This is a genomic window from Streptomyces sp. NPDC004542 (genome assembly GCF_040610035.1).
Taxonomy (GTDB): domain Bacteria; phylum Actinomycetota; class Actinomycetes; order Streptomycetales; family Streptomycetaceae; genus Streptomyces.
The window spans coordinates 97,182-114,991 of the sequence record NZ_JBEXLP010000002.1; the positions used below are offsets into that span (position 1 = coordinate 97,182).

General features: G+C 71.9%; 17 protein-coding genes and 2 pseudogenes. 10 read left to right on the plus strand and 9 right to left on the minus strand.

All coding sequences use genetic code 11. The features are described 5' to 3' along the window. Positions 1-52: 52 nt before the first annotated feature. Entirely contained in the window at positions 53-1,492 is a 1,440-nt protein-coding gene (locus tag ABZX30_RS01955) for an NCS2 family permease (protein ID WP_355927589.1), read from the minus strand. 153 nt (positions 1,493-1,645) lie between these two features. Between ABZX30_RS01955 and ABZX30_RS01960 the strand changes: the two genes are divergently transcribed. Then, the gene (locus ABZX30_RS01960; protein WP_355927592.1) at positions 1,646-1,912 is read left to right on the plus strand and encodes a DUF2530 domain-containing protein; all 267 of its coding nucleotides are present in this window, start codon (positions 1,646-1,648) and stop codon (positions 1,910-1,912) included. A 64-nt stretch (positions 1,913-1,976) separates the two neighbouring features. Here the strand turns inward: ABZX30_RS01960 and ABZX30_RS01965 are convergent. Both ABZX30_RS01965 and ABZX30_RS01970 read right to left on the minus strand, forming a co-directional pair. Next, positions 1,977-2,105, minus strand: a pseudogene (locus ABZX30_RS01965) (winged helix-turn-helix domain-containing protein); the annotation flags it as partial. Further along, a pseudogene (locus ABZX30_RS01970) lies at positions 2,105-2,337 on the minus strand (DNA-binding protein); the annotation flags it as partial. The pseudogenes ABZX30_RS01970 and ABZX30_RS01965, both read right to left, overlap by 1 nt. Positions 2,338-2,431: 94 nt before the next feature. Here ABZX30_RS01970 and ABZX30_RS01975 point away from each other — a divergent pair. After that, complete coding sequence (locus ABZX30_RS01975; protein ID WP_355927593.1) at positions 2,432-4,813, plus strand: HAD-IC family P-type ATPase; 2,382 nt, start codon at positions 2,432-2,434, stop codon at positions 4,811-4,813. An 80-nt stretch (positions 4,814-4,893) separates the two neighbouring features. On the opposite strand, the gene ABZX30_RS01980 is transcribed toward ABZX30_RS01975, so the two are convergent. The 3 genes from ABZX30_RS01980 to ABZX30_RS01990 form a co-directional block, all read right to left on the minus strand. After that, entirely contained in the window at positions 4,894-5,763 is an 870-nt protein-coding gene (locus ABZX30_RS01980; protein ID WP_355927595.1) for a hypothetical protein, read from the minus strand. 248 nt (positions 5,764-6,011) lie between these two features. Next, positions 6,012-6,794, minus strand: a complete 783-nt coding sequence (locus tag ABZX30_RS01985) for a calcium-binding protein (protein ID WP_355927598.1) — start codon at positions 6,792-6,794, stop codon at positions 6,012-6,014. Positions 6,795-6,960: 166 nt separating this feature from the next. After that, positions 6,961-10,152 (minus strand): molecular chaperone Hsp90, encoded by a 3,192-nt coding sequence (locus ABZX30_RS01990; protein ID WP_355927600.1) that lies wholly within the window; start codon positions 10,150-10,152, stop codon positions 6,961-6,963. 132 nt (positions 10,153-10,284) lie between these two features. On the opposite strand from ABZX30_RS01990, the gene ABZX30_RS01995 reads away from it, so the two are divergent. Together ABZX30_RS01995 and ABZX30_RS02000 are read left to right on the plus strand one after the other, a co-directional pair. Beyond that, the gene (locus ABZX30_RS01995; protein WP_355927603.1) at positions 10,285-10,503 is read left to right on the plus strand and encodes a DUF2191 domain-containing protein; all 219 of its coding nucleotides are present in this window, start codon (positions 10,285-10,287) and stop codon (positions 10,501-10,503) included. Beyond that, positions 10,500-10,940: a hypothetical protein gene (locus ABZX30_RS02000; RefSeq protein WP_355927605.1), complete on the plus strand. Its 441-nt coding sequence runs from the start codon at positions 10,500-10,502 to the stop codon at positions 10,938-10,940. The genes ABZX30_RS01995 and ABZX30_RS02000 overlap by 4 nt, the downstream gene beginning before the upstream one ends. 41 nt (positions 10,941-10,981) lie before the next feature. Here ABZX30_RS02000 and ABZX30_RS02005 read toward each other — a convergent pair whose 3' ends face one another. Then, positions 10,982-11,908 carry a DUF3027 domain-containing protein gene (locus ABZX30_RS02005; protein WP_355927608.1) on the minus strand — a complete coding sequence of 309 codons (927 nt, stop codon included), beginning with the start codon at positions 11,906-11,908 and terminating at the stop codon, positions 10,982-10,984. A gap of 311 nt (positions 11,909-12,219) precedes the next feature. Between ABZX30_RS02005 and ABZX30_RS02010 the strand changes: the two genes are divergently transcribed. From ABZX30_RS02010 to ABZX30_RS02025, 4 genes are all read left to right on the plus strand, one after another. Continuing rightward, complete coding sequence (locus ABZX30_RS02010) at positions 12,220-13,647, plus strand: MFS transporter (protein ID WP_355927611.1); 1,428 nt, start codon at positions 12,220-12,222, stop codon at positions 13,645-13,647. A 62-nt stretch (positions 13,648-13,709) separates the two neighbouring features. Further along, positions 13,710-14,183 (plus strand): DUF2771 domain-containing protein, encoded by a 474-nt coding sequence (locus ABZX30_RS02015; RefSeq protein WP_355927613.1) that lies wholly within the window; start codon positions 13,710-13,712, stop codon positions 14,181-14,183. Further along, entirely contained in the window at positions 14,153-14,851 is a 699-nt protein-coding gene (locus ABZX30_RS02020) for a futalosine hydrolase (RefSeq protein ID WP_355927616.1), read from the plus strand. The genes ABZX30_RS02015 and ABZX30_RS02020 overlap by 31 nt, the downstream gene beginning before the upstream one ends. Then, positions 14,848-15,738, plus strand: a complete 891-nt coding sequence (locus ABZX30_RS02025; RefSeq protein ID WP_355927618.1) for a 1,4-dihydroxy-6-naphthoate synthase — start codon at positions 14,848-14,850, stop codon at positions 15,736-15,738. The genes ABZX30_RS02020 and ABZX30_RS02025 overlap by 4 nt, the downstream gene beginning before the upstream one ends. 9 nt (positions 15,739-15,747) lie before the next feature. Here ABZX30_RS02025 and ABZX30_RS02030 read toward each other — a convergent pair whose 3' ends face one another. After that, positions 15,748-16,131, minus strand: a complete 384-nt coding sequence (locus tag ABZX30_RS02030) for a cold-shock protein (protein WP_355927620.1) — start codon at positions 16,129-16,131, stop codon at positions 15,748-15,750. Positions 16,132-16,306: 175 nt separating this feature from the next. Here ABZX30_RS02030 and ABZX30_RS02035 point away from each other — a divergent pair, with 175 nt between their 5' ends. Both ABZX30_RS02035 and ABZX30_RS02040 read left to right on the plus strand, forming a co-directional pair. Continuing rightward, complete coding sequence (locus tag ABZX30_RS02035; protein ID WP_355927623.1) at positions 16,307-16,561, plus strand: hypothetical protein; 255 nt, start codon at positions 16,307-16,309, stop codon at positions 16,559-16,561. A gap of 15 nt (positions 16,562-16,576) precedes the next feature. After that, positions 16,577-17,128: a hypothetical protein gene (locus ABZX30_RS02040; RefSeq protein ID WP_355927626.1), complete on the plus strand. Its 552-nt coding sequence runs from the start codon at positions 16,577-16,579 to the stop codon at positions 17,126-17,128. A 9-nt stretch (positions 17,129-17,137) separates the two neighbouring features. Here the strand turns inward: ABZX30_RS02040 and ABZX30_RS02045 are convergent, their stop codons facing one another. After that, positions 17,138-17,767, minus strand: coding sequence for an HAD family hydrolase (locus ABZX30_RS02045; protein ID WP_355927629.1), 630 nt, complete (start codon positions 17,765-17,767; stop codon positions 17,138-17,140). Positions 17,768-17,810 lie beyond the last annotated feature (43 nt).

Sequence of the window (17,810 nt, forward strand, 5' to 3'; positions counted from 1 at the left end):
GCACGTGACCGATGGGGGCACGTGCCCCGGGGGCGGGCGGCGGGAAGGCCGCTCAGGTGAGGCCGAGGGCCGGCATCAGGTAGTAGAAGGCGAAGACGGCGGAGACGACGTACATCGGTACGGGGATCTCCCGGCCGCGGCCGGCCGCCAGGCGCAGTACCACGAAGGTGATGAAGCCCATGCCGATGCCGTTGGTGATGGAGTAGGTGAACGGCATCATCACCATCGTCACGAAGGCCGGCATGGCGAGGGTGTAGTCGGTCCAGTCGATCTCCCTGACGGAGCCGGCCAGGATCAGGAAGCCGACCGCGATCAGCGCCGGGGTGGCCGCCTGGGACGGGACCATCGTGGCGACCGGGGTCAGGAACAGGGAGACGGCGAACAGCGCGCCGGTGACGATGTTGGCGAAGCCGGTGCGGGCGCCCTCGCCGACACCGGCGGTGGACTCCACGAAGCAGGTGGTGGCCGAGGAGGAGCTGGCGCCACCGGCGGCGACGGCGATGCCGTCCACGAACAGCACCTTGTTGATGCCGGGCATCTGGCCCTGCGCGTCCGTGAGCTTGGCCTCGTCGCTGACGCCCATGATCGTGCCCATGGCGTCGAAGAAGCAGGACAGCAGCACGGTGAAGACGAACAGGACGCCGGTCAGCACGCCGACCTTGCCGAAGCCGCCGAAGAGGCTGACCTGGCCGATGAGCCCGAAGTCGGGGGTGGCGAGCGGGTTGCCCGGCCACTTCGGGGTGGTGAGGCCCCAGCTGGGCACGTGCGCGACCGTGTCGACGACCAGGCCCAGCACGGTCATCGACACGATGGAGATCAGGATCGCCCCGGAGACCTTGCGCACGATCAGCGCGAGGGTGAGCAGGGTGCCCAGGATGAAGACCAGCACCGGCCAGCCGTTGAGGTGACCGTCGCCGCCGAGCTGGAGCGGGACGGTGGTCTGGGCGACGTCCGGGATACGGCTGACGAAGCCGGAGTCGACGAGGCCGATCAACATGATGAACAGGCCGATACCGATGGAGATCGCCTTGCGCAGGCTGTAGGGCACCGCGTTCATCACGCGCTCGCGCAGGCCGGTGGCGACGAGCAGCATGACGACGAACCCGGCGAGGACGACCATGCCCATCGCGTCCGGCCAGGACATGCGGGGCGCGAGCTGGAGGGCGACGACCGAGTTGACGCCGAGACCGGCCGCGAGGGCGATCGGCACGTTGCCGATGACGCCCATGAGCAGGGTCGTGAAGGCGGCGGTGACGGCGGTGGCCGTGACCAGCTGCCCGTGGTCGAGCTGATGGCCGTACACGTCCTTCGCGCTGCCGAGGATGATCGGGTTCAGCACGATGATGTACGCCATCGCGAAGAAGGTGGCGAAACCGCCGCGGACCTCGCGCGGCAGCGTGCTGCCGCGCTCCGAGATCCTGAAGAAGCGGTCGAGCGCGCCGTGGGCGGGCGCGTTGCCCGACTGCTCCGGGGCAGGGGCCGAGGTGGACATGCGTGACCTTTCCTTCACCGGCGGGCATTCCCCTGGCCCGATTGGTGGTTCCTACGAACATAAGCTGCCAGACACAAACTGTTTCAGTATGAACATATAACCCGGTTGGCGCTATCTCCGCGCGTAGACCTGATCGCCTCGTAAGCTGTGCGCATGGAGAAGTGGACCCCCAAGCACGAGGCCCCGGAGCCGCTGGAAGGCCCCGTGGTCGCCACGGTCACCGGCGGCACGATCGTCTGGTTCGTCCTCTTCCTCGCCCAGCTCCCTTTCTACGGCTGGTACGCCGACCATGGCCATGCCTGGTGGATCTGGACCTGTCTGGCCGGGGGCGGACTCGGGCTCATCGGGGTGTGGTACGTGCGGCGGCGCGACGCGGCGATCAAGCGGGCGGCGGAGGTTCCCCCACCCGCCCGTCCTTGACGCCCGGGGCTCCGCCCCGGACCCCGGCGGAGACTGCGCTGCCTGCACCCGGGTGTGAGGGGAGTCAGTCGGGGATGTCGGGAGTGAAGCGGTAGCCGATACCGGGCTCGGTGATGAGGTAGCGGGGCTTGGAGGGCTCGGGTTCGAGCTTGCGGCGGAGGTTGGCGAGGTGTACCCGCAGGTAGGTGGTCTGATGCCGTTGGAGAACGCCAGCCGGTCCCCGCGGGTGTACAGCCGCCGGGGCAGGTAGCGGTGCTCGGCCAGGATCGCCGACAGCAGCGGGAAACCGTTGAAGGCGGTGTTGGCCGCCAGGATGAGGATCAGTGCGGTCGCGGCCTGGATGTAGAAGAACATCACCGAATGGGTGCCGCCGAACACCGCTGGAACACCGCTGCGGCTGTCTGCGCGATCACCGTGCGCTGCGAGCCGGTCGCACGGTTTCCGGGGAAACCGACCAGCTGGCGGGCGTCGTGGGGAACCCGGGGGCAGCCGGGGCTGCGTACCCGTACCGTCGGAGACATGACGCACATCGACGCGGCCGATGCCCGACTGCGCATGTCGGCCGGGGCCGGCGGGCTGACCCGGGCCGAGGTGGCCGAACGCACCGCGCGCGGTGAGGTCAACGACGTCCCCGTGCGCAGCAGCCGGTCCCTCGGCGAGATCGTCCGCGCGAACGTCTTCACCCGCTTCAACGCCATCATCGGCGTGCTCTGGCTGGTCATGCTGTTCGTCGCGCCGATCCAGGACAGCTTCTTCGGGTTCGTCATCCTCGCCAACACCGGCATCGGCATCCTCCAGGAGTGGCGCGCGAAGCAGACGCTGGACTCGCTGGCCGTCATCGGCGAGGTCAGACCGACCGTGCGCCGTGACGGCGTCTCGACCGAGGTGCGGACGTCCGAGATCGTGCTCGGCGATCTCATCGAGATCGGGCCCGGCGACAGGGTCGTCGTGGACGGCGAGTGCGTCGAGGCCGACGGCCTGGAGATCGACGAGTCGCTCCTCACCGGCGAGGCCGACCCCGTCGTCAAGGCGCCCGGCGACCACGTCATGTCCGGCAGTTTCGTCGTCGCGGGCGGCGGCGCCTTCCGGGCGACGAAGGTCGGCCGCGAGGCCTACGCCGCGCAGCTCGCCGAGGAGGCCTCCCGCTTCACGCTGGTCCACTCCGAGCTGCGCTCCGGCATCTCGACCATCCTCAAGTACGTCACCTGGATGATGCTCCCGACCGCCGTCGGCCTCGTCATCAGCCAGCTCGTGGCCGAGCGGCACGCGTTGAAGGACTCGGTCGCCCGGACCGTCGGCGGCATCGTCCCGATGGTCCCGGAGGGCCTGGTGCTCCTCACCTCGGTCGCCTTCGCGATCGGCGTCATCCGGCTCGGCCGCAAGCAGTGCCTCGTGCAGGAGCTCCCCGCCATCGAGGGCCTCGCCCGCGTGGACACCGTCTGCCTGGACAAGACGGGCACGCTCACCGAGGGCGGCATGGACGTCACGGAGCTGCGTGCCCTCGACGGGTACGACGAGGACTACGTACGGCGGGTGCTCGGTGCGCTCGGCGAGTCCGACCCGCGTCCCAACGCCTCGCTCCGCGCGATCATCGACGCCTACCCGGACAGCGAGGAGTGGCGCTGCGTGGAGTCGCTGCCCTTCTCCTCCGTCCGCAAGTACAGCGGCGCCAGGTTCAGCGAGGGCGACGGCGAGACCAGCGCCTGGCTGCTCGGCGCGCCCGATGTGCTGCTGCCGGCCGGCGATCCGGCGCTGGCCGAGACCGAGCGGCTCAACGAGCAGGGGCTGCGCGTGCTGCTGCTGGCCCGCGCGGCCCGGGACGACCTGGACGCCCCCGATGTCACCGCGGAGGCCTCGCCCGCCGCCCTCGTCGTACTGGAGCAGCGGCTGCGGCCCGATGCCGCCGACACCCTGCGCTACTTCGCCGACCAGGACGTCCGCGCCAAGGTCATCTCGGGTGACAACGCGGTCTCGGTGGGCGCCGTCGCCGCCAAGCTCGGGCTCGACGGCACGGCGGTCGACGCGCGCCGGCTGCCCGCCGAGCGGCAGGAGATGGCGCACGCGCTGGACGGGGCGACCGTCTTCGGCCGGGTCACCCCGCAGCAGAAGCGGGAGATGGTCGGCGCGCTCCAGTCGAACGGGCACACGGTCGCGATGACCGGCGACGGCGTGAACGACGTACTGGCCCTGAAGGACGCCGACATCGGCGTGTCGATGGGATCGGGCTCCGAGGCGACCCGCGCGGTGGCGCAGATCGTGCTGCTGGACAACAGCTTCGCCACGCTGCCGTCGGTGGTCGCGGAGGGCCGGCGGGTCATCGGGAACATCACCCGGGTCGCGTCCCTGTTCCTGGTCAAGACGGTCTACTCGGTGCTGCTGGCCGTCCTGGTGGTGTGCTGGGGCGTCCAGTACCCCTTCCTCCCGCGGCACCTGACCCTGCTGTCCACCCTCACCATCGGTGTCCCGGCCTTCTTCCTCGCCCTCGCGCCGAACAAGGAGCGCGCCCGCCCGCACTTCGTACGGCGTGTGATGCGGTACGCGGTGCCGGGCGGATTGGTGGCGGGGGTGGCGACCTTCGTGATGTACCTCGTCGCCCGGCACCACTACACCGGCGCCGGCTCCCTGGAGGCGGAGACCAGCGCGGCCACCCTGACCCTCTTCCTGATCTCCATGTGGGTCCTGGCGATCATCGCCCGCCCCTACACCTGGTGGCGGGTGGCCCTGGTGGTCTCGATGGGCGTGGCGTTCGTCTGCGTCCTGGTCGTTCCCGCGCTGCAGACCTTCTTCGCCCTCAGGCTGGTGGGCCTCACGATGCCCTGGACGGCGGTCGCCGTCTCGGCGGTGGCGGCGGTCGCCCTGGAGTTCCTGTGGAAGTGGGTCGACCGCCGCTTTCCTGCCTAGTCCTGCTGGTCCTGCCTGGTCCTGCCTGGTCCTGCCGCTTGCCGCTTGCCGCTTGCCGCTTGCCGCTTGCCGCTTGCCGCTTACTGCACGTCGACGTAGTCACCCGCGGCGTTGACCGCCGGGGTGGTCGAGGTGCCCGCGAAGCTGTACCGGAAGTAGCCGTCGGCCGACGCGGTGGTCGTGGTCTTCAGGCTGCCCGTGGAGTCCGTCTTGACGGTCTTCAGCGTGGTGTAGGTGCTGGAGCCCTTCTTGCGGAACTGGAGCGTGACGGACTGGTTGGTGTAGCCGTGGTACTTGTGGTCCTCCCAGTTGGCACGGGTGAGCTTGCCGGTGACCGTGATGGTCTTGCCCTTCTTCACCGGCTCCGGCGAGGCGTTGACCGTCAGCTTCGAGTAGCGCTGCACCAGGGTGGTGCCGAGGCCGAACTGGGCGGCGGTGTCCTCGGTGGTGTAGTTGAGGGCCAGGGCGCCGCCGTGCCAGGTGCCGGCGTCCGAGTTCCACAGCTCCTCGTCGTCCGGGCCCGGGTAGATGTCGATGTTGCCCTTGCAGTCGGCGGTGGTCGCCGAGGTCGCGGTGCAGGTCGCCGGGTCGTCGCCGAAGAGCACGTTGTCCGGGGCGTCGGAGGAGCCCTTGTAGAGGAAGGGGCCGTTGGCGAAGTCCTCGGAGGTGATGTCGACGTCGGCGCCGTGGGTCAGCGTGTAGGTGACCGTGGTGGCGACGTGGTTGGTGGTGCCGACCTTGATCGCCTTGGCGACCTTGAAGTTCGAGAAGGTGACGTCCAGGTCCGCGGCCGTGGTGGCGGTGAACGCCGTCTTGCCGGAAGCGGCGTGCGAGACGGCGGCGGCGGCCTCCGCGCGGTAGGAGGAGGCGTCGGCGTGCGCGGTCGGCACGGCGAAGGCGGAGAGGGCCAGGGCGCCGGAGGCGGCGGCCACGGTGGCACGAATACGCATGTGCGTTCCCCAAGTGGAGAAAGGTGGGCACGGGGCCCAAGTGATCATGGAGTCTGTTGACTCGGTGATCAGACCCGCGCCCACTCCCACTGGTTGTACGCGAGATGGCGAGAATCGATAGTTTTTTGGCTTGTATTGCAAGCCGATGAGCAGATCCGGAAGGTCCGGCCCGCCTACATGACCCGGCCCGGGCGCGCACCGAAGCACACCCGGGCCGAGACCGTCCTGCCTGCCTGCTCGGTGCGGGGTTACTGCACGTCGATGTAGTCACCCGTGGCGCTGACCGCCGGGGTGGTCGAGGTGCCCGCGAAGCTGTAGCGGTAGTAGCCGTCGGCCGACGCGGTGGTCGTGGTCTTCAGGTTGCCCTTGGAGTCCGTCTTGACGGTCTTCAGCGTGGTGTAGGTGCTGGAGCCCTTCTTGCGGAACTGGAGCTTCACCGGCTGGGAGGCATAGCCCCCGTACGTGCCGGTCTCCCAGTTGGCGCGGGTGAGCTTGCCGGTGACCGTGATGGTCTTGCCCTTCTTCACCGGCTCCGGCGCGGCGTTGGCCGTCAGCTTGGACAGGCGCTGGACCTGGAAGGTCTTGGCGTTGTCCTTCTGGACGTGGTCGGCGTCCTTGCCGGTGGCGATCGCCCACACCTTCCAGCTGCCGGCCAGCTTGTTGAGGGAGGCGTTGTAGCCCGGGTCGATGGTGTAGCTCGCCTTGCAGTTCGAGGTCGTGGCGTTGACCTTGGTGCAGGTGGAGCGGTAGTCGTCGGTGTTCGCGACGGCACCGCTGTCGGAGTCGTCGATGTTCGCGCCGTGGTACAGGATCGCCTCGGCCCAGTTCACGCCCGAGTCGTCGGTGACGGTGAAGGAGACGGTGAAGGTCTTGCTCCCGGTCGCGCTGACGACGACGGCCTTGCCGCCGTTCACCACGACGTTGGAGATCTTCGTGTCCCCCTGGACCTCGTCCGCCTGGGCAGCCGGCACCGCGAAGGCGGACAGCGCCAGGGCACCGGAGACGACGGCCACAGCGGCTCGAATACGCATGCGTTCCCCTGCATGGAGTGGGCCCCGGCGACGGCCGCGCTGCGCGGTCCCCGTCACTCGAGAGGCCCGAGTGGTCTGTGGAGCCTGTTGGCTCTACAGACCAGACGTGTGACGCGTGGGAATGGTTGTACGAGATTCGAAAAGAGTGTGGGCGTTCCGCGAACCCTCAGTCGAACCAGCGGTCCCGGGCCAGTTCCTCCGTGCGTGAGGGGTCCTCCAGGAGCGCCGCGACCTCGAAGCGGCGCGGCCACTGGCCGGCGGCCCAGGCGAGGCCGGCGGCGACGCCCTCGAGGGTGGCGGCGTGCAGGACGCCGTCGCCGGTCAGGCGCCAGTCGATCTCCACGCCGTCCACCACGAGTTCGTCGTGCTCGACGTAGGTGTCCGGGGTGCGCGGTCCCAGCAGCACCCGCACCGGCTCGGGTACGTCGTGCTCGGCGCCCTCGGAGTCCACCTCCCCGGTCACCGATTCGCTCAGCCGCCGCACCTGGAACAGCTCGGCCAGCTCGGCGGCCCGCGTGGGCCGTACCGGCAGCAGCGGGACGCCCGTGGTGAAGGGCAGCAGGTCGGGCGAGTCGACGACGACGGCGGCGCCGGCGTCCACCACCTCCACCCGTCCGTCGACGACGGCCCGCAGCTCGTCGGGCAGGGTGACCTGTTCGGGGTCGAGGTCGGCCAGCGCGCTGTACAGGCCGTGCAGCTGGGCGGGCGTGACCGGTCGCTCCGGGTCGGCGAGGCGGTCGAGCAGTTCGGCGGCGCCGCCGGGCTCGTCGAGCAGGGCGGCGACGGACGTGCGCACGCCGAGGGCCTTGAGGACCTGCTCGTCCCCGAAGCCGGTGGCGTCCGCCTCCTCGTACAGGCCGCGCAGCAGCGAGTCGCCGCCGGCCGCGAGCAGACCGGCCGGGCGGCGGCCGTCGAGGACCGGGTGCCCGCGCAGCCACCACGCCGTGTACGGCCGCACGACCTCGTGGGTGCCGTCCGGGAGCAGGATCCGCACCGGCTGGACGAGCGCGTCGCGCAGCGGCGGGCGGGCGAGCAGGGCGAGCGCCTGCGGCCACTGGTCGTCGTCGACCAGGTCGAGGTCGCGGACGGCGACGAGTTCGGTGGCGACCGGGGGGACGGGGGTGTCGGGGAAGCGGTCGAGGATGTCCTCGCACCACACGTCGACGGCGTCCAGCAGGCCGGCGTCGTCCGGTTCGGCGAAGTCGCCCTCGCGGGGCTCAAGTTCGTCCGGGTCGAGGACGACGTCCGTGGCCCGTACGAGGGCGAAGTCGGCCAGCACGCCGCAGGCGGCCAGCGGCTGCTCGCCCCACTTCTCCGCCAACTCAACTTCCACGGCAGCGAGTTCGCCCTCGCGGATGACCTGGGCGAAGGGGCTGCCCGGGAGGACGAGTTCGCCGGCGGGGGCGAGTTCACCGTCCTCGTCGGGCAGGGCGAGGGCGCCCAGCCACGGCTCGTCGCCGGGCGCGAGACCCGCGTCGCGGACCAGGGCGAGGACGGCGTCGGCCAGCTCCTCAGCGTCGAGACCGTCCTCCTCCCAGCCCATCGTTCCCTCGTCGTCCAGGGAGGCGGCGACGGCGGCCCGTACCTGCGGGGTGGTCAGGACGGCACGCGGGGTCGCGGGCAGCGCGCCGAGCTTCTCCAGCAGCGGGTGGGCGGCGTCCGGGTGGGCGACCTTCAGGCCGAGCCGGCCCAGCACCTCCGGGTCGACGGCGACCGCGTCCGGGGTGGGCAGCAGGACCTGGCGGGGGCCGATGGTCGTCCGGCCTCCCCCGGTGCCGAAAGCCTGGGAGGTGCCCCCGGCGAGGGGCACGGGCAGCCCGGAGAGCCGGTCGGGGTCGACGCCGGCCAGGCTGTCGTACAGCCGCCACCACCACGCGGGGGACTTCTCCAGACCGGCCAGCCGGTCGATGGCGTCGGCGAGCGGGAGGCGGGCGACGCCCAGCGTGCGCAGCTCGACGCGGCGTTCCAGGCCGGCGGGCAGGAGCGTGGGCAGCACCTCGGCGAGGACCCGGACGGTGTCGGCGCCGGCGCCCTCGACGATCTCCGCGTCCCGGGGGCGCAGGGACTCCGGGAGTGCGGCGGCGACCTCGTGATCCGCGCTGCCCGCGCCCTCGGCGGAGTGCTTCGGGGGCGCGGCCGGGGGCAGGAAGGGCGTGCGCGGGAGACGGTCGATGATCGCCTGGCGCAGGGCGCCGTCGAGCTCGCCCTTGCCGAGCGGGCCGGGCACGAGGTCGATGATGCCCTCGGTCACCGGGCGCCAGCCGGCCAGGAGTTCCACATACGCGTCCGCCGCGCGCTGCACCAGGAAGTCGGTCAGCGGGCCGGGGGCCGCGTGCCGGCGGGTGGTGTCCAGCGGGAAGGAGGCGATGAGCAGGGCGGGCACGCCGAGGGGCTCGTCGCTCGGGGTGGGGGCGTGCAGGACGGGCGTGGTGCGGGGACGGGCCGGGGTGCCGTCGGGGTCGGGCACGGCCCAGGTGACCGACCAGTGCGGGCGCAGCCGCTCCTCGACCGGGCGGTCGGCGAGCAGGTCCGGGGTGAGGGGACCGTGCGCGGCGGCCGTGCGCCAGCGGGTCGTGCCGTCCCGGGAGTCCGTGACGACCGTGTGCGTGCCCTCCGTGCGGCGGCGCAAGGTGCGGGGGGTGTCGTCGCCGATCTCGACGACCACTTCCTCCAGGCCGGGCAGGGCGAGGAGCAGCGCGTCGTCGACGGCGTGCAGGAGGCGCTCGGCGAGGTCGGCGGCGGCCGCGTCGCGCAGCGGCAGGATGACGACGGTGTCGTACGGGTCCGGGGCACTGCCCTCGGCGGCGAACGGCAGGCGCAGCAGCGGTACGTGTCCGTCCCGGCGGCGGATCTCGTCACCCAGGCCGGGGCTGTGGCGGGCGGTGTCCACGGCGAGTTCCCGGGCCTCGGGGAGGGACCAGCGGATGCCGCCGTGCCGGCCGACGACCGCGGGCTCGTCGGTGACGGCGAGCACGGCGGCGAAGCCGACGCCGAAGCGGCCGACCGTGGACCGGCCCTCCTCCGCCTCGCGTTTGGCGGAGGCGCGGAGGGTGGAGAGCGACTCGACGCCGGCCGCGTCCAGGGGGGCGCCGGTGTTGGCGGCGACCAGCACGCCGTCGCGGAGGGTGAGGCGGAGACGGCCGGGCACGTGGGCGCGGGCCGCGGCGTCGGCGGCGTTCTGGGCCAGCTCGACGACCAGACGGTCCCGGTAGCCGCCGAGGACCAGGTCCTCCTCGGCGTTGGCGTCCTCGCGGAAGCGAGCCGGGCTGGTGGCCCAGGCGTCGAGAACCCCGCGGCGGAGGCGGGCGGTACCGAAGGGGTCGGCGCCCTCGGTCGCGGGCCGCACGAACTTGCTCACGTTCACCTCTTCATCGTCGCCGTGACGACGAAGGTACCGCTCGGCGAGGCCGGCGTGCGGTGTGCCCCGTGGGAGGCCGACGGTCGATAGGACATTGATGGCGATATATGCAAACGACCCGTGGGAGGCCTCATGTCCAGGACGCCGGTCGACATCGACGACGACACGCCGGCCTTCGCCCAGCGACAGCTCGGTACGAAGCCCCAACGGGAAACCATCGACCGCGCGCTGACCACAGGGTCCGCGATCAGTGCCGACGACCGGGCACGGGCCCTGCGCCGGCTCCAGGAGGACGCTGCCGCCTTCCGGGACTTCGACGCCCTCGCGGAACGGGAACGGGCAGGTCTGTGAGCCATCTTGCCGACACCTCCGCGGTGTGGCGGCTCTCGCGCGGGCAGCTCGGCTCCCCATGGCCCGACCGCACGGCCCGAGGACTGGTCGCCCTCCGTCGCCAGGTCCCGCTGCACCTCCACGATCTTCGACCAGGGGTCTTCGAGCGCGGGTACCCGGCTGAAGGTCTGGCTGAGCACGGTGAAGAAGGGCTCGTGGTCCCGGCCGGATCGAAGGCCGGGCATCAGCTCGGCCTCGACGGGAGGGCACCGGGGTGGAACGCGGAGCGGCTGACGGGGCGCGAGGCCGCCGAAGCCCTCCCTGTGCACGGCCGGGCCCATGAGGGGATCGACCCGAGGGGCGGCGACATCATCGTCCCGGGCGGCATGTTCACGTACCGGGTCGTCGTCCGCAGCGAGCGGGTCCACGTGGTGCAGATCACCTGCCCGGGGTGCTGAGCCGCCCGCACGGCGGGGCGGCTCGCCGGGCCCGCCGTGACTTACGAGTGCCCCAGCTCCGCCGTCTCCTCGTCCCCCGTCACCGGTACCGAACCGGAATCCGGCGCCGGGCGCAGCGGGAAGGGGTCCACTCTCGTCTCGTCGATCACCGGAGGTGCCGGCTGGGGCGCCTTGGGCATGACCGCGGCCTCGGAGTGGCCGCCGCAGCCGTAGGCCAGGGAGACCACACGGCCGTCGGCCGGGGAGAACTCGTTGGCGCACACGCCGAAGGCCTGGCCGAGGGAGCCGCCGACGGGGACCAGGAAGCCGCAGCTGGCGCAGGAGGCGGGGGCCGCCTGGGCCATGGGGGTCTTGGCGCCGAAGGCCTCGTCCCAGCGGTCGGCGGCGATGTGCAGACCGTAGCGGGACAGGACCCGGGCGCGGCGCAGGCCCAGTTCCTCCGCCACCGCGGCGATCGTGCCGCGGGCGGGGACCACCGGCTGTGCGGCGGGGGCGCCGGGGGTGACCTCGGCGTCCTCGGCCTCGGCGAGTTCCGCCATCTCCTCGGAGACCGGGGAGTTCGACGGCAGCTGCTCCTCGCCGGTGTAGCCGGGCTCGAGGCGGAGGTCCTCCGCCTCGGTGGGCAGCAGGTCGCCGGGGCCCATGTCGCCGGGGCGCAGGCGTTCGCTCCACGGCACCCACTCGGGGGCGAGGAGGGCGTCGGGGCCGGGGAGGAGGACCACCTCGTCGAGCGTCACGATCTTCGCGCGGGACGCGCGGGCCACGGTGGCCGCCCAGCGCCAGCCCCGGTACCCGAGCTCCTTGCACTCGAAGAAGTGCGTGACGACGCGGTCGCCCTCGACGACCAGGCCCACGTGCTCGCCGACGACGCCTGGCGCGGCCGCCTCCTCGGCTGCGGCACGGGCGAGGTCGATTGCCTCGGCGCACAGGCGGTCGGGGGTGCGGCTTCGCGTGGTCGCTGCGCTCACAGGTATCGCTTCTCTCCTACGCCGTCTCACGGGTGCACCGGCTGAAGGCGGTGGAACGGACGGAGCGGACCTGTGGGCCGCATCGACGTCCGCGTCCGATCGCGCTCGGGCGCACCTCTGCCATCCATTCTGCGGGATGGCTGAGATACGCACGCTACCCGGTCACCGGCGCTGGGCCTACACCGACGGAGTGGTTCGCCGCTTCCCGGCGGTGTTCCGAGGAGCGTCGGCGGCTGTTTCCGGCCTGTCCGCCCGACTCGCTCGGCTGCAAACCGCACTATCGACGCCCGTCTCGGGGCACTATGAACGGCGTGGCAGCCACGAGGCCGCCCCAGGGCGTCACCGGAACCGGTGGCACCGGGGGGAGTAGTCGAGGTGGCGGTGCGGGCCCGGTGCGCGGGGCCGCCCGCGCGATCGGTCGTGCCCTGCACTTCCCCGTGACCGGCACCGCCCGCGGCATCCGCAGGGCGACGCACGCGCACGGCGCCGGCGAGTCCGGCCTCGGCAAGCTGATCGAGCTGCACGCGGTCAACGGCGCGGGCGACGTCATGATCACCGTCGCGCTCGCCTCGACGGTGTTCTTCTCGGTGCCCACCGACGAGGCCCGGGGGCGTGTCGCGCTCTACCTGGCCATCACCATGGCCCCGTTCACGGTCCTCGCGCCGGTGATCGGCCCGCTCCTCGACAAGCTGCCGCACGGCCGCCGGGCGGCGATGGCCGGCACCATGCTCGCCCGGGCCCTGCTCGCGCTGATCATCTCGGGGGCCGCGGCCAGCGGCAGCCTGGAGCTGTATCCGGCGGCGCTCGGGGTGCTGGTCGCGTCCAAGGCGTACGGGGTCGTGCGCAGCGCCGTGGTGCCCCGGCTGCTGCCGCCCAAGTTCTCGCTGGTGAAGGCGAACTCGCGGGTGACCCTGGGCGGGCTGCTGGCCACGGGTGTCGCCGCGCCCGCCGGGGCGGGACTCCAGGCCATCGGCTCCCCCTGGCCGCTCTACGGCGCCTTCGTGATCTTCATGGCCGGATCGTTCCTGTCCTTCTCGCTGCCCGCGAAGGTCGACTCGGCCAAGGGCGAGGACATCGCGCTGCTCGCCGCCGACGAACGCCATCTGCACGGCCCGCACCGGGAGGAACGGCTCAAGCGGCCGGGGCTGCGCACGGTCGGGCCGGCCGTCACCCACGCGCTCGGCGCCAACGCCGCCCTGCGCTGCCTGACCGGCTTCCTGATCTTCTTCCTCGCCTTCCTGCTGCGTGAGCACCCGCTGACCGGCGAGAGCGCGGCGGTGTCGATGGGGATAGTGGGCGTGGCCGCCGGCACGGGCAACGCGCTGGGTACGGCGGTCGGGGCGTGGCTCAGGTCCCGGGCGCCGGAGATCATCATCGTGACGGTGGTGGCGGTGGTGCTCGGAGCGGCGGTCGTCGCGGCGGTGTTCTTCGGCGCGTTCCTGGTGGCCTGCCTGGCCGCGGTCGCCGGGTTCGCGCAGGCGCTGGCCAAGCTGAGCCTGGACGCGCTGATCCAGCGGGACGTGCCGGAGCTGGTGCGCACCTCGGCGTTCGCCCGGTCGGAGACGCTGCTGCAGATGGCCTGGGTGTTCGGCGGGGCGGTGGGCATCGTGATGCCGCTCAACGGCACGCTGGGGCTCGCGGTGGGCGCCGCCTTCGTCGCCGCGGGCTGGCTGGCCACGGTGCGCGGTCTGCTGGGCTCGGCACGGCACGGCGGACGGGGGCGACCGCGAGTGGCGTAACGAACCGGGCACGCCGTACCCCGCGTGGGGAGCGGCGTGGAGGCGCCAGATAGCCTTCGGGCATGACCACGCTGCACTCCGTTGTTGTGCGACGCCGCGCCGTCGCCGCCGCCGGCGCCGTTTCCGCCGGACTGCTTCTGTTGTCGGCCTGCGACAAGCCGACGCCGATGTCGACGATCACCGTCGGCACCAGCTCGGTGAGTTCCGAGGCCACCTGCTACAACGACGGCGACGCCCTCGACACGGCGTCGCTGACGAAGTGCCTGAAGGACACCGGCATCAAGTCGATCAAGGTGGACCCGGACGAGACGGTGCGGTTCGGCGTCGACCCGGAGATCGCGGACAGCGGCTGGACGATCCTGATGAACGGCCAGCCCCTGACCGACTCCAGCAAGAAGACGTACCGCACCATCCCGGGCAGCGTGTTCTTCAACGCCCAGTACGGCGCCCAGGGCAACTCGACCCTGGTGTCCGTCAAGGAGGGCGACAAGACGGTGAAGGGCCTGTGGTCCTTCAAGCTGAAGAAGGACTCCTGACCACGTCGTCCACAGCCGGCCTCCGGATCCTGGTGGCCACCGCGGTACCCGCCGAACGGGACGCGGTGGCCCGGGCGTTTCCCGGTGCCGACGTCGTCGCCGCCGGGGTGGGCCCCGCGCTCGCCGCCGCCTCCACCGCGACCGCCCTCACCACCGCCGCGCTGCGCGGCACCCCCTACGGCCTGGTCGTCTCCGCCGGGATCGCCGGCGGCTTCCTGCCCGCAGCGCCCCTCGGCTCCCTCGTCGTCGCCGACGAGATCACCGTCGCGGACCTGGGCGCCGAGACACCGGAGGGGTTTGTTCCGGTCACCGGGCTGGGCTTCGGGACCGTCACCCACCGTCCGCCAGAATCACTCGTACGAGAGGTGACCAGGACGGCCGGCGCGCTCGCCGGAACCGTCCTCACCGTCTCGACCGTGACCGGAACCGCGGCCCGCGCCGCCGAGCTGCGCACCCGCCACCCCCGTGCCCTCGCCGAGGCCATGGAGGGCTTCGGGGTCGCCGAGGCGGCCGCCGCGCACGGCACGCCCGTGCTGGAGATCCGCGCGGTCTCCAATCCCGTCGGCCCGCGCGACCGCGCCGCCTGGCGCATCGGCGACGCCCTGGCGGCCCTGACCGAGGGATTCGGGAAGCTCGCGCCCGTACTGGAGAGTTGGAAACAGGTATGACTGCCCACGCTGAGCCCGAGGCGCTGCGGATCGCGTACTCGCCCTGCCCCAACGACACCTTCGTCTTCGACGCCCTCGCCCACGGCCGGGTCCCGGGCGCGCCCGCCCTCGACGTCACCCTCGCGGACATCGACCTCACCAACGGCATGGCCGAGCGCGGTGAGTTCGACGTGCTGAAGGTGTCGTACGCGGTACTGCCGTACGTCCTCGACACGTACGCGCTGCTGCCGTGCGGCGGCGCGCTGGGCCGGGGCTGCGGGCCGCTGGTGCTGACGCGGGAGGCGGGGGCCGGGGGCACCTCCCACGCTTTCGGCAGTGGGGGACTCACGGGGGGCACGGTCGCGGTGCCGAGCGAGAAGTCGACCGCCTACCTGCTGTTCCGGCTGTGGGCGGCGGACACGCTGCCCGGCGGGGTCGGCGAGATCGTGGTCATGCCGTTCCACGAGATCATGCCGGCCGTGCGGGACGGGAAGGTCGACGCGGGGCTCGTCATCCACGAGGCGCGCTTCACGTACCGGAACTACGGGCTGCACAGGCTCGCCGACATGGGCGAGCACTGGGAGGACACCACCGGGCTGCCGATCCCGCTGGGCGCGATCATCGCCAAGCGCTCGCTGGGCGCGGACACGCTGCGGCTGCTCGCCGAGTCGGTCCGTACATCCGTGCACGCGGCCTGGGACGACCCCGAGGCCTCCCGGCCGTACGTCATGGAGCACGCCCAGGAGATGGACCCGGCCGTCGCCGACCAGCACATCGGGCTGTACGTCAACGAGTTCACCTCGGACCTCGGCGACGACGGGTACGCCGCGGTGCGGGGTCTGCTCACCCGCGCCGCGGCCGAGGGGCTGGTACCGCCCCTCGGGCCCGACGCGCTCTCGTTTCCCTGACCGGGCGGGTCACACGTCCAGCTGGTCGGCGACCGCCCGCAGCAGGCCGGCGATCTTCTTGCCGGAGGCCTTCTCGGGGTAGCGGCCCTTCTCGAGCATCGGAGTGATGTTCTCGAGAAGGGTCGTCAGGTCCTGCACGATGGAGGCAAGCTCGTCCGGCTTCTTGCGCTGCGCGGCCGCGACCGAGGGTGTGGGGTCCAACAGGATGACGGAGAGCGCCTGGTCGCCGCGCTGACCGGCGACGACACCGAACTCCACCCGCTGCCCAGGCTTGAGCGCGTCGACTCCGGCGGGGAGGACCGAGGAATGGACGAAGACGTCGCCGCCGTCGTCGCGGGAGAGAAAGCCGAAGCCCTTCTCGCCGTTGAACCACTTGACCTTGCCGGTGGGCATGTCTGTCCTCGTCCTCGTATCGTCGGAAAACTGCTTCTGGAAACAGTTCTGGAACGGCTCTTGATAGCACTGGGGCGGGTCGACCATGACCCGCCGGTACCAAGGCTAATGGTCTTGGAGCGGCTGACAAGACGTCGCCCGGTTGTTCCTTCGCGCTGGGAACTACCCTGGTCGGGTGCGTGACAAAACCCAAACGAATTCCGCCGCACCCGGTGACGGACTCATCCGCGCCGGTGCCGTCGTGTTCTTCCTCGGCGCCGTGGCCACTCTCGTCACCGTGGCCCCGCTGTTCTTCGGCGCGAAGCCTTTTCCCCCGTACATGTACGGCCTGTGCATGCTGATGGGCGTCGGCTTCCTGGTCGCGGGCGCCGGCGTGTTGCGGTCGATCGCGGCGGGGCGGCGCCAGGCGCGGGAGGCCGCGTCCCGCTGAGCGGCCCGCCCGCACATGTTCACCGTGGTGCGCGGCGCCCGGCTGTGGGACGACTCCGACGACGGCCTGGACTTCTGCATGTTCGACGACTCGCCGGTCCTCGTCGGCAACACCCTCGCCTGGGGCAACGGGTTCAACCGGTGGAACCTGCCCGACCACCAGGGCGACGGCAACGGGTTCAAGAGGGGCGGCAACGGCGTGGCCGCCGGCCACACCGTGCGCAACAGCACGGCCTGGGGCAACTCGGCCGGCGGCTTCGTCGACAACAACAACCCGGGCACGATGACGATCGACCACTGCACGGCGTGGAAGAACGCCAGGACCGGGTTCGACTTCAGCCGCTCCTCCAGCACGCTGACGAAGAACCTGGCGGTGGCCGACGGCACCGACGCCTCGCTGGGCTCGAAGTCCACCGGCAGCGGCAACTCCTGGAACACCGGCGGCACCTGGTCGCCGGCCAGCACCGACCCGAGCACGATCACCGGCGCCAGGACGGCCGCGGGCGCCATCCCGTCCTCCACCTTCCTGCGTACCGGCAACGGCGCGGACGCCGGAGCACGGTTCTGAGCCACTCCCTCAGGCCGCCGCCCGGTGATCCGCGAGCCAGGCCGGGAGTTCGGTCAGGTCGGTGAGGACCACGTCCGCGCCCGCCGCGCGCAGCTCCTGCGCGTCGCACGGCCCGGTCGCCACGGCCACGGACAGGGCTCCCGCCGTGCGTGCCCCGCGCACGTCACCCACGTGGTCGCCGACATAGACGCCCGCGCCGTGCTCGCGCAGCGCCCGCGCCTTCTGCTCGGCCCACAGGTCACCGACGACCGCGTCGGGCTCGATCCCGAGGTGGGCGAGGTGCAGCTCGGCGTTCGGCCCGTACTTGGCGGTGACCACGACCGTCCGGCCGCCGGCCTCCCGCACCGCGTCGATCGCCTCGCGGGCACCCGGCAGCGCGGGCGTCGCGGCGATGGCGATCGTCGGGTACATCTCCCGGTACAGCTCGCTCACCGCCGCCACCCGCTCGGCCGGGAACCAGTTGACCAGCTCGTCGGCGAGGGGCGGCCCCAGCCGGGTGACCACCAGGTCGGCGTCGATGTACGTCCCCGTCCGCTCCGCCAGGGCCCGCATGCAGGCGCGGATGCCGGGGCGGGAGTCGATCAGGGTCATGTCCAGGTCGAAACCGACGGTCAGCGGGAGTGAGGTCATAGGGGCCATTGTGCCCAGGCGGTACGGCACCCGGGCCCGCCCGGACTGTGAG

Coding starts and splice junctions, on each gene's coding strand:
- ABZX30_RS02015 (WP_355927613.1), top strand. CDS start 13,710: ATGACCACGCTGCACTCCGTTGTTGTGCGACGCCGCGCCGTCGCCGCC.
- ABZX30_RS01955 (WP_355927589.1), bottom strand. CDS start 1,492: ATGTCCACCTCGGCCCCTGCCCCGGAGCAGTCGGGCAACGCGCCCGCC.
- ABZX30_RS02040 (WP_355927626.1), top strand. CDS start 16,577: ATGTTCACCGTGGTGCGCGGCGCCCGGCTGTGGGACGACTCCGACGAC.
- ABZX30_RS02045 (WP_355927629.1), bottom strand. CDS start 17,767: ATGGCCCCTATGACCTCACTCCCGCTGACCGTCGGTTTCGACCTGGAC.
- ABZX30_RS01995 (WP_355927603.1), top strand. CDS start 10,285: ATGTCCAGGACGCCGGTCGACATCGACGACGACACGCCGGCCTTCGCC.
- ABZX30_RS01960 (WP_355927592.1), top strand. CDS start 1,646: ATGGAGAAGTGGACCCCCAAGCACGAGGCCCCGGAGCCGCTGGAAGGC.
- ABZX30_RS01985 (WP_355927598.1), bottom strand. CDS start 6,794: ATGCGTATTCGAGCCGCTGTGGCCGTCGTCTCCGGTGCCCTGGCGCTG.
- ABZX30_RS02025 (WP_355927618.1), top strand. CDS start 14,848: ATGACTGCCCACGCTGAGCCCGAGGCGCTGCGGATCGCGTACTCGCCC.
- ABZX30_RS01975 (WP_355927593.1), top strand. CDS start 2,432: ATGACGCACATCGACGCGGCCGATGCCCGACTGCGCATGTCGGCCGGG.
- ABZX30_RS02030 (WP_355927620.1), bottom strand. CDS start 16,131: ATGCCCACCGGCAAGGTCAAGTGGTTCAACGGCGAGAAGGGCTTCGGC.
- ABZX30_RS01980 (WP_355927595.1), bottom strand. CDS start 5,763: ATGCGTATTCGTGCCACCGTGGCCGCCGCCTCCGGCGCCCTGGCCCTC.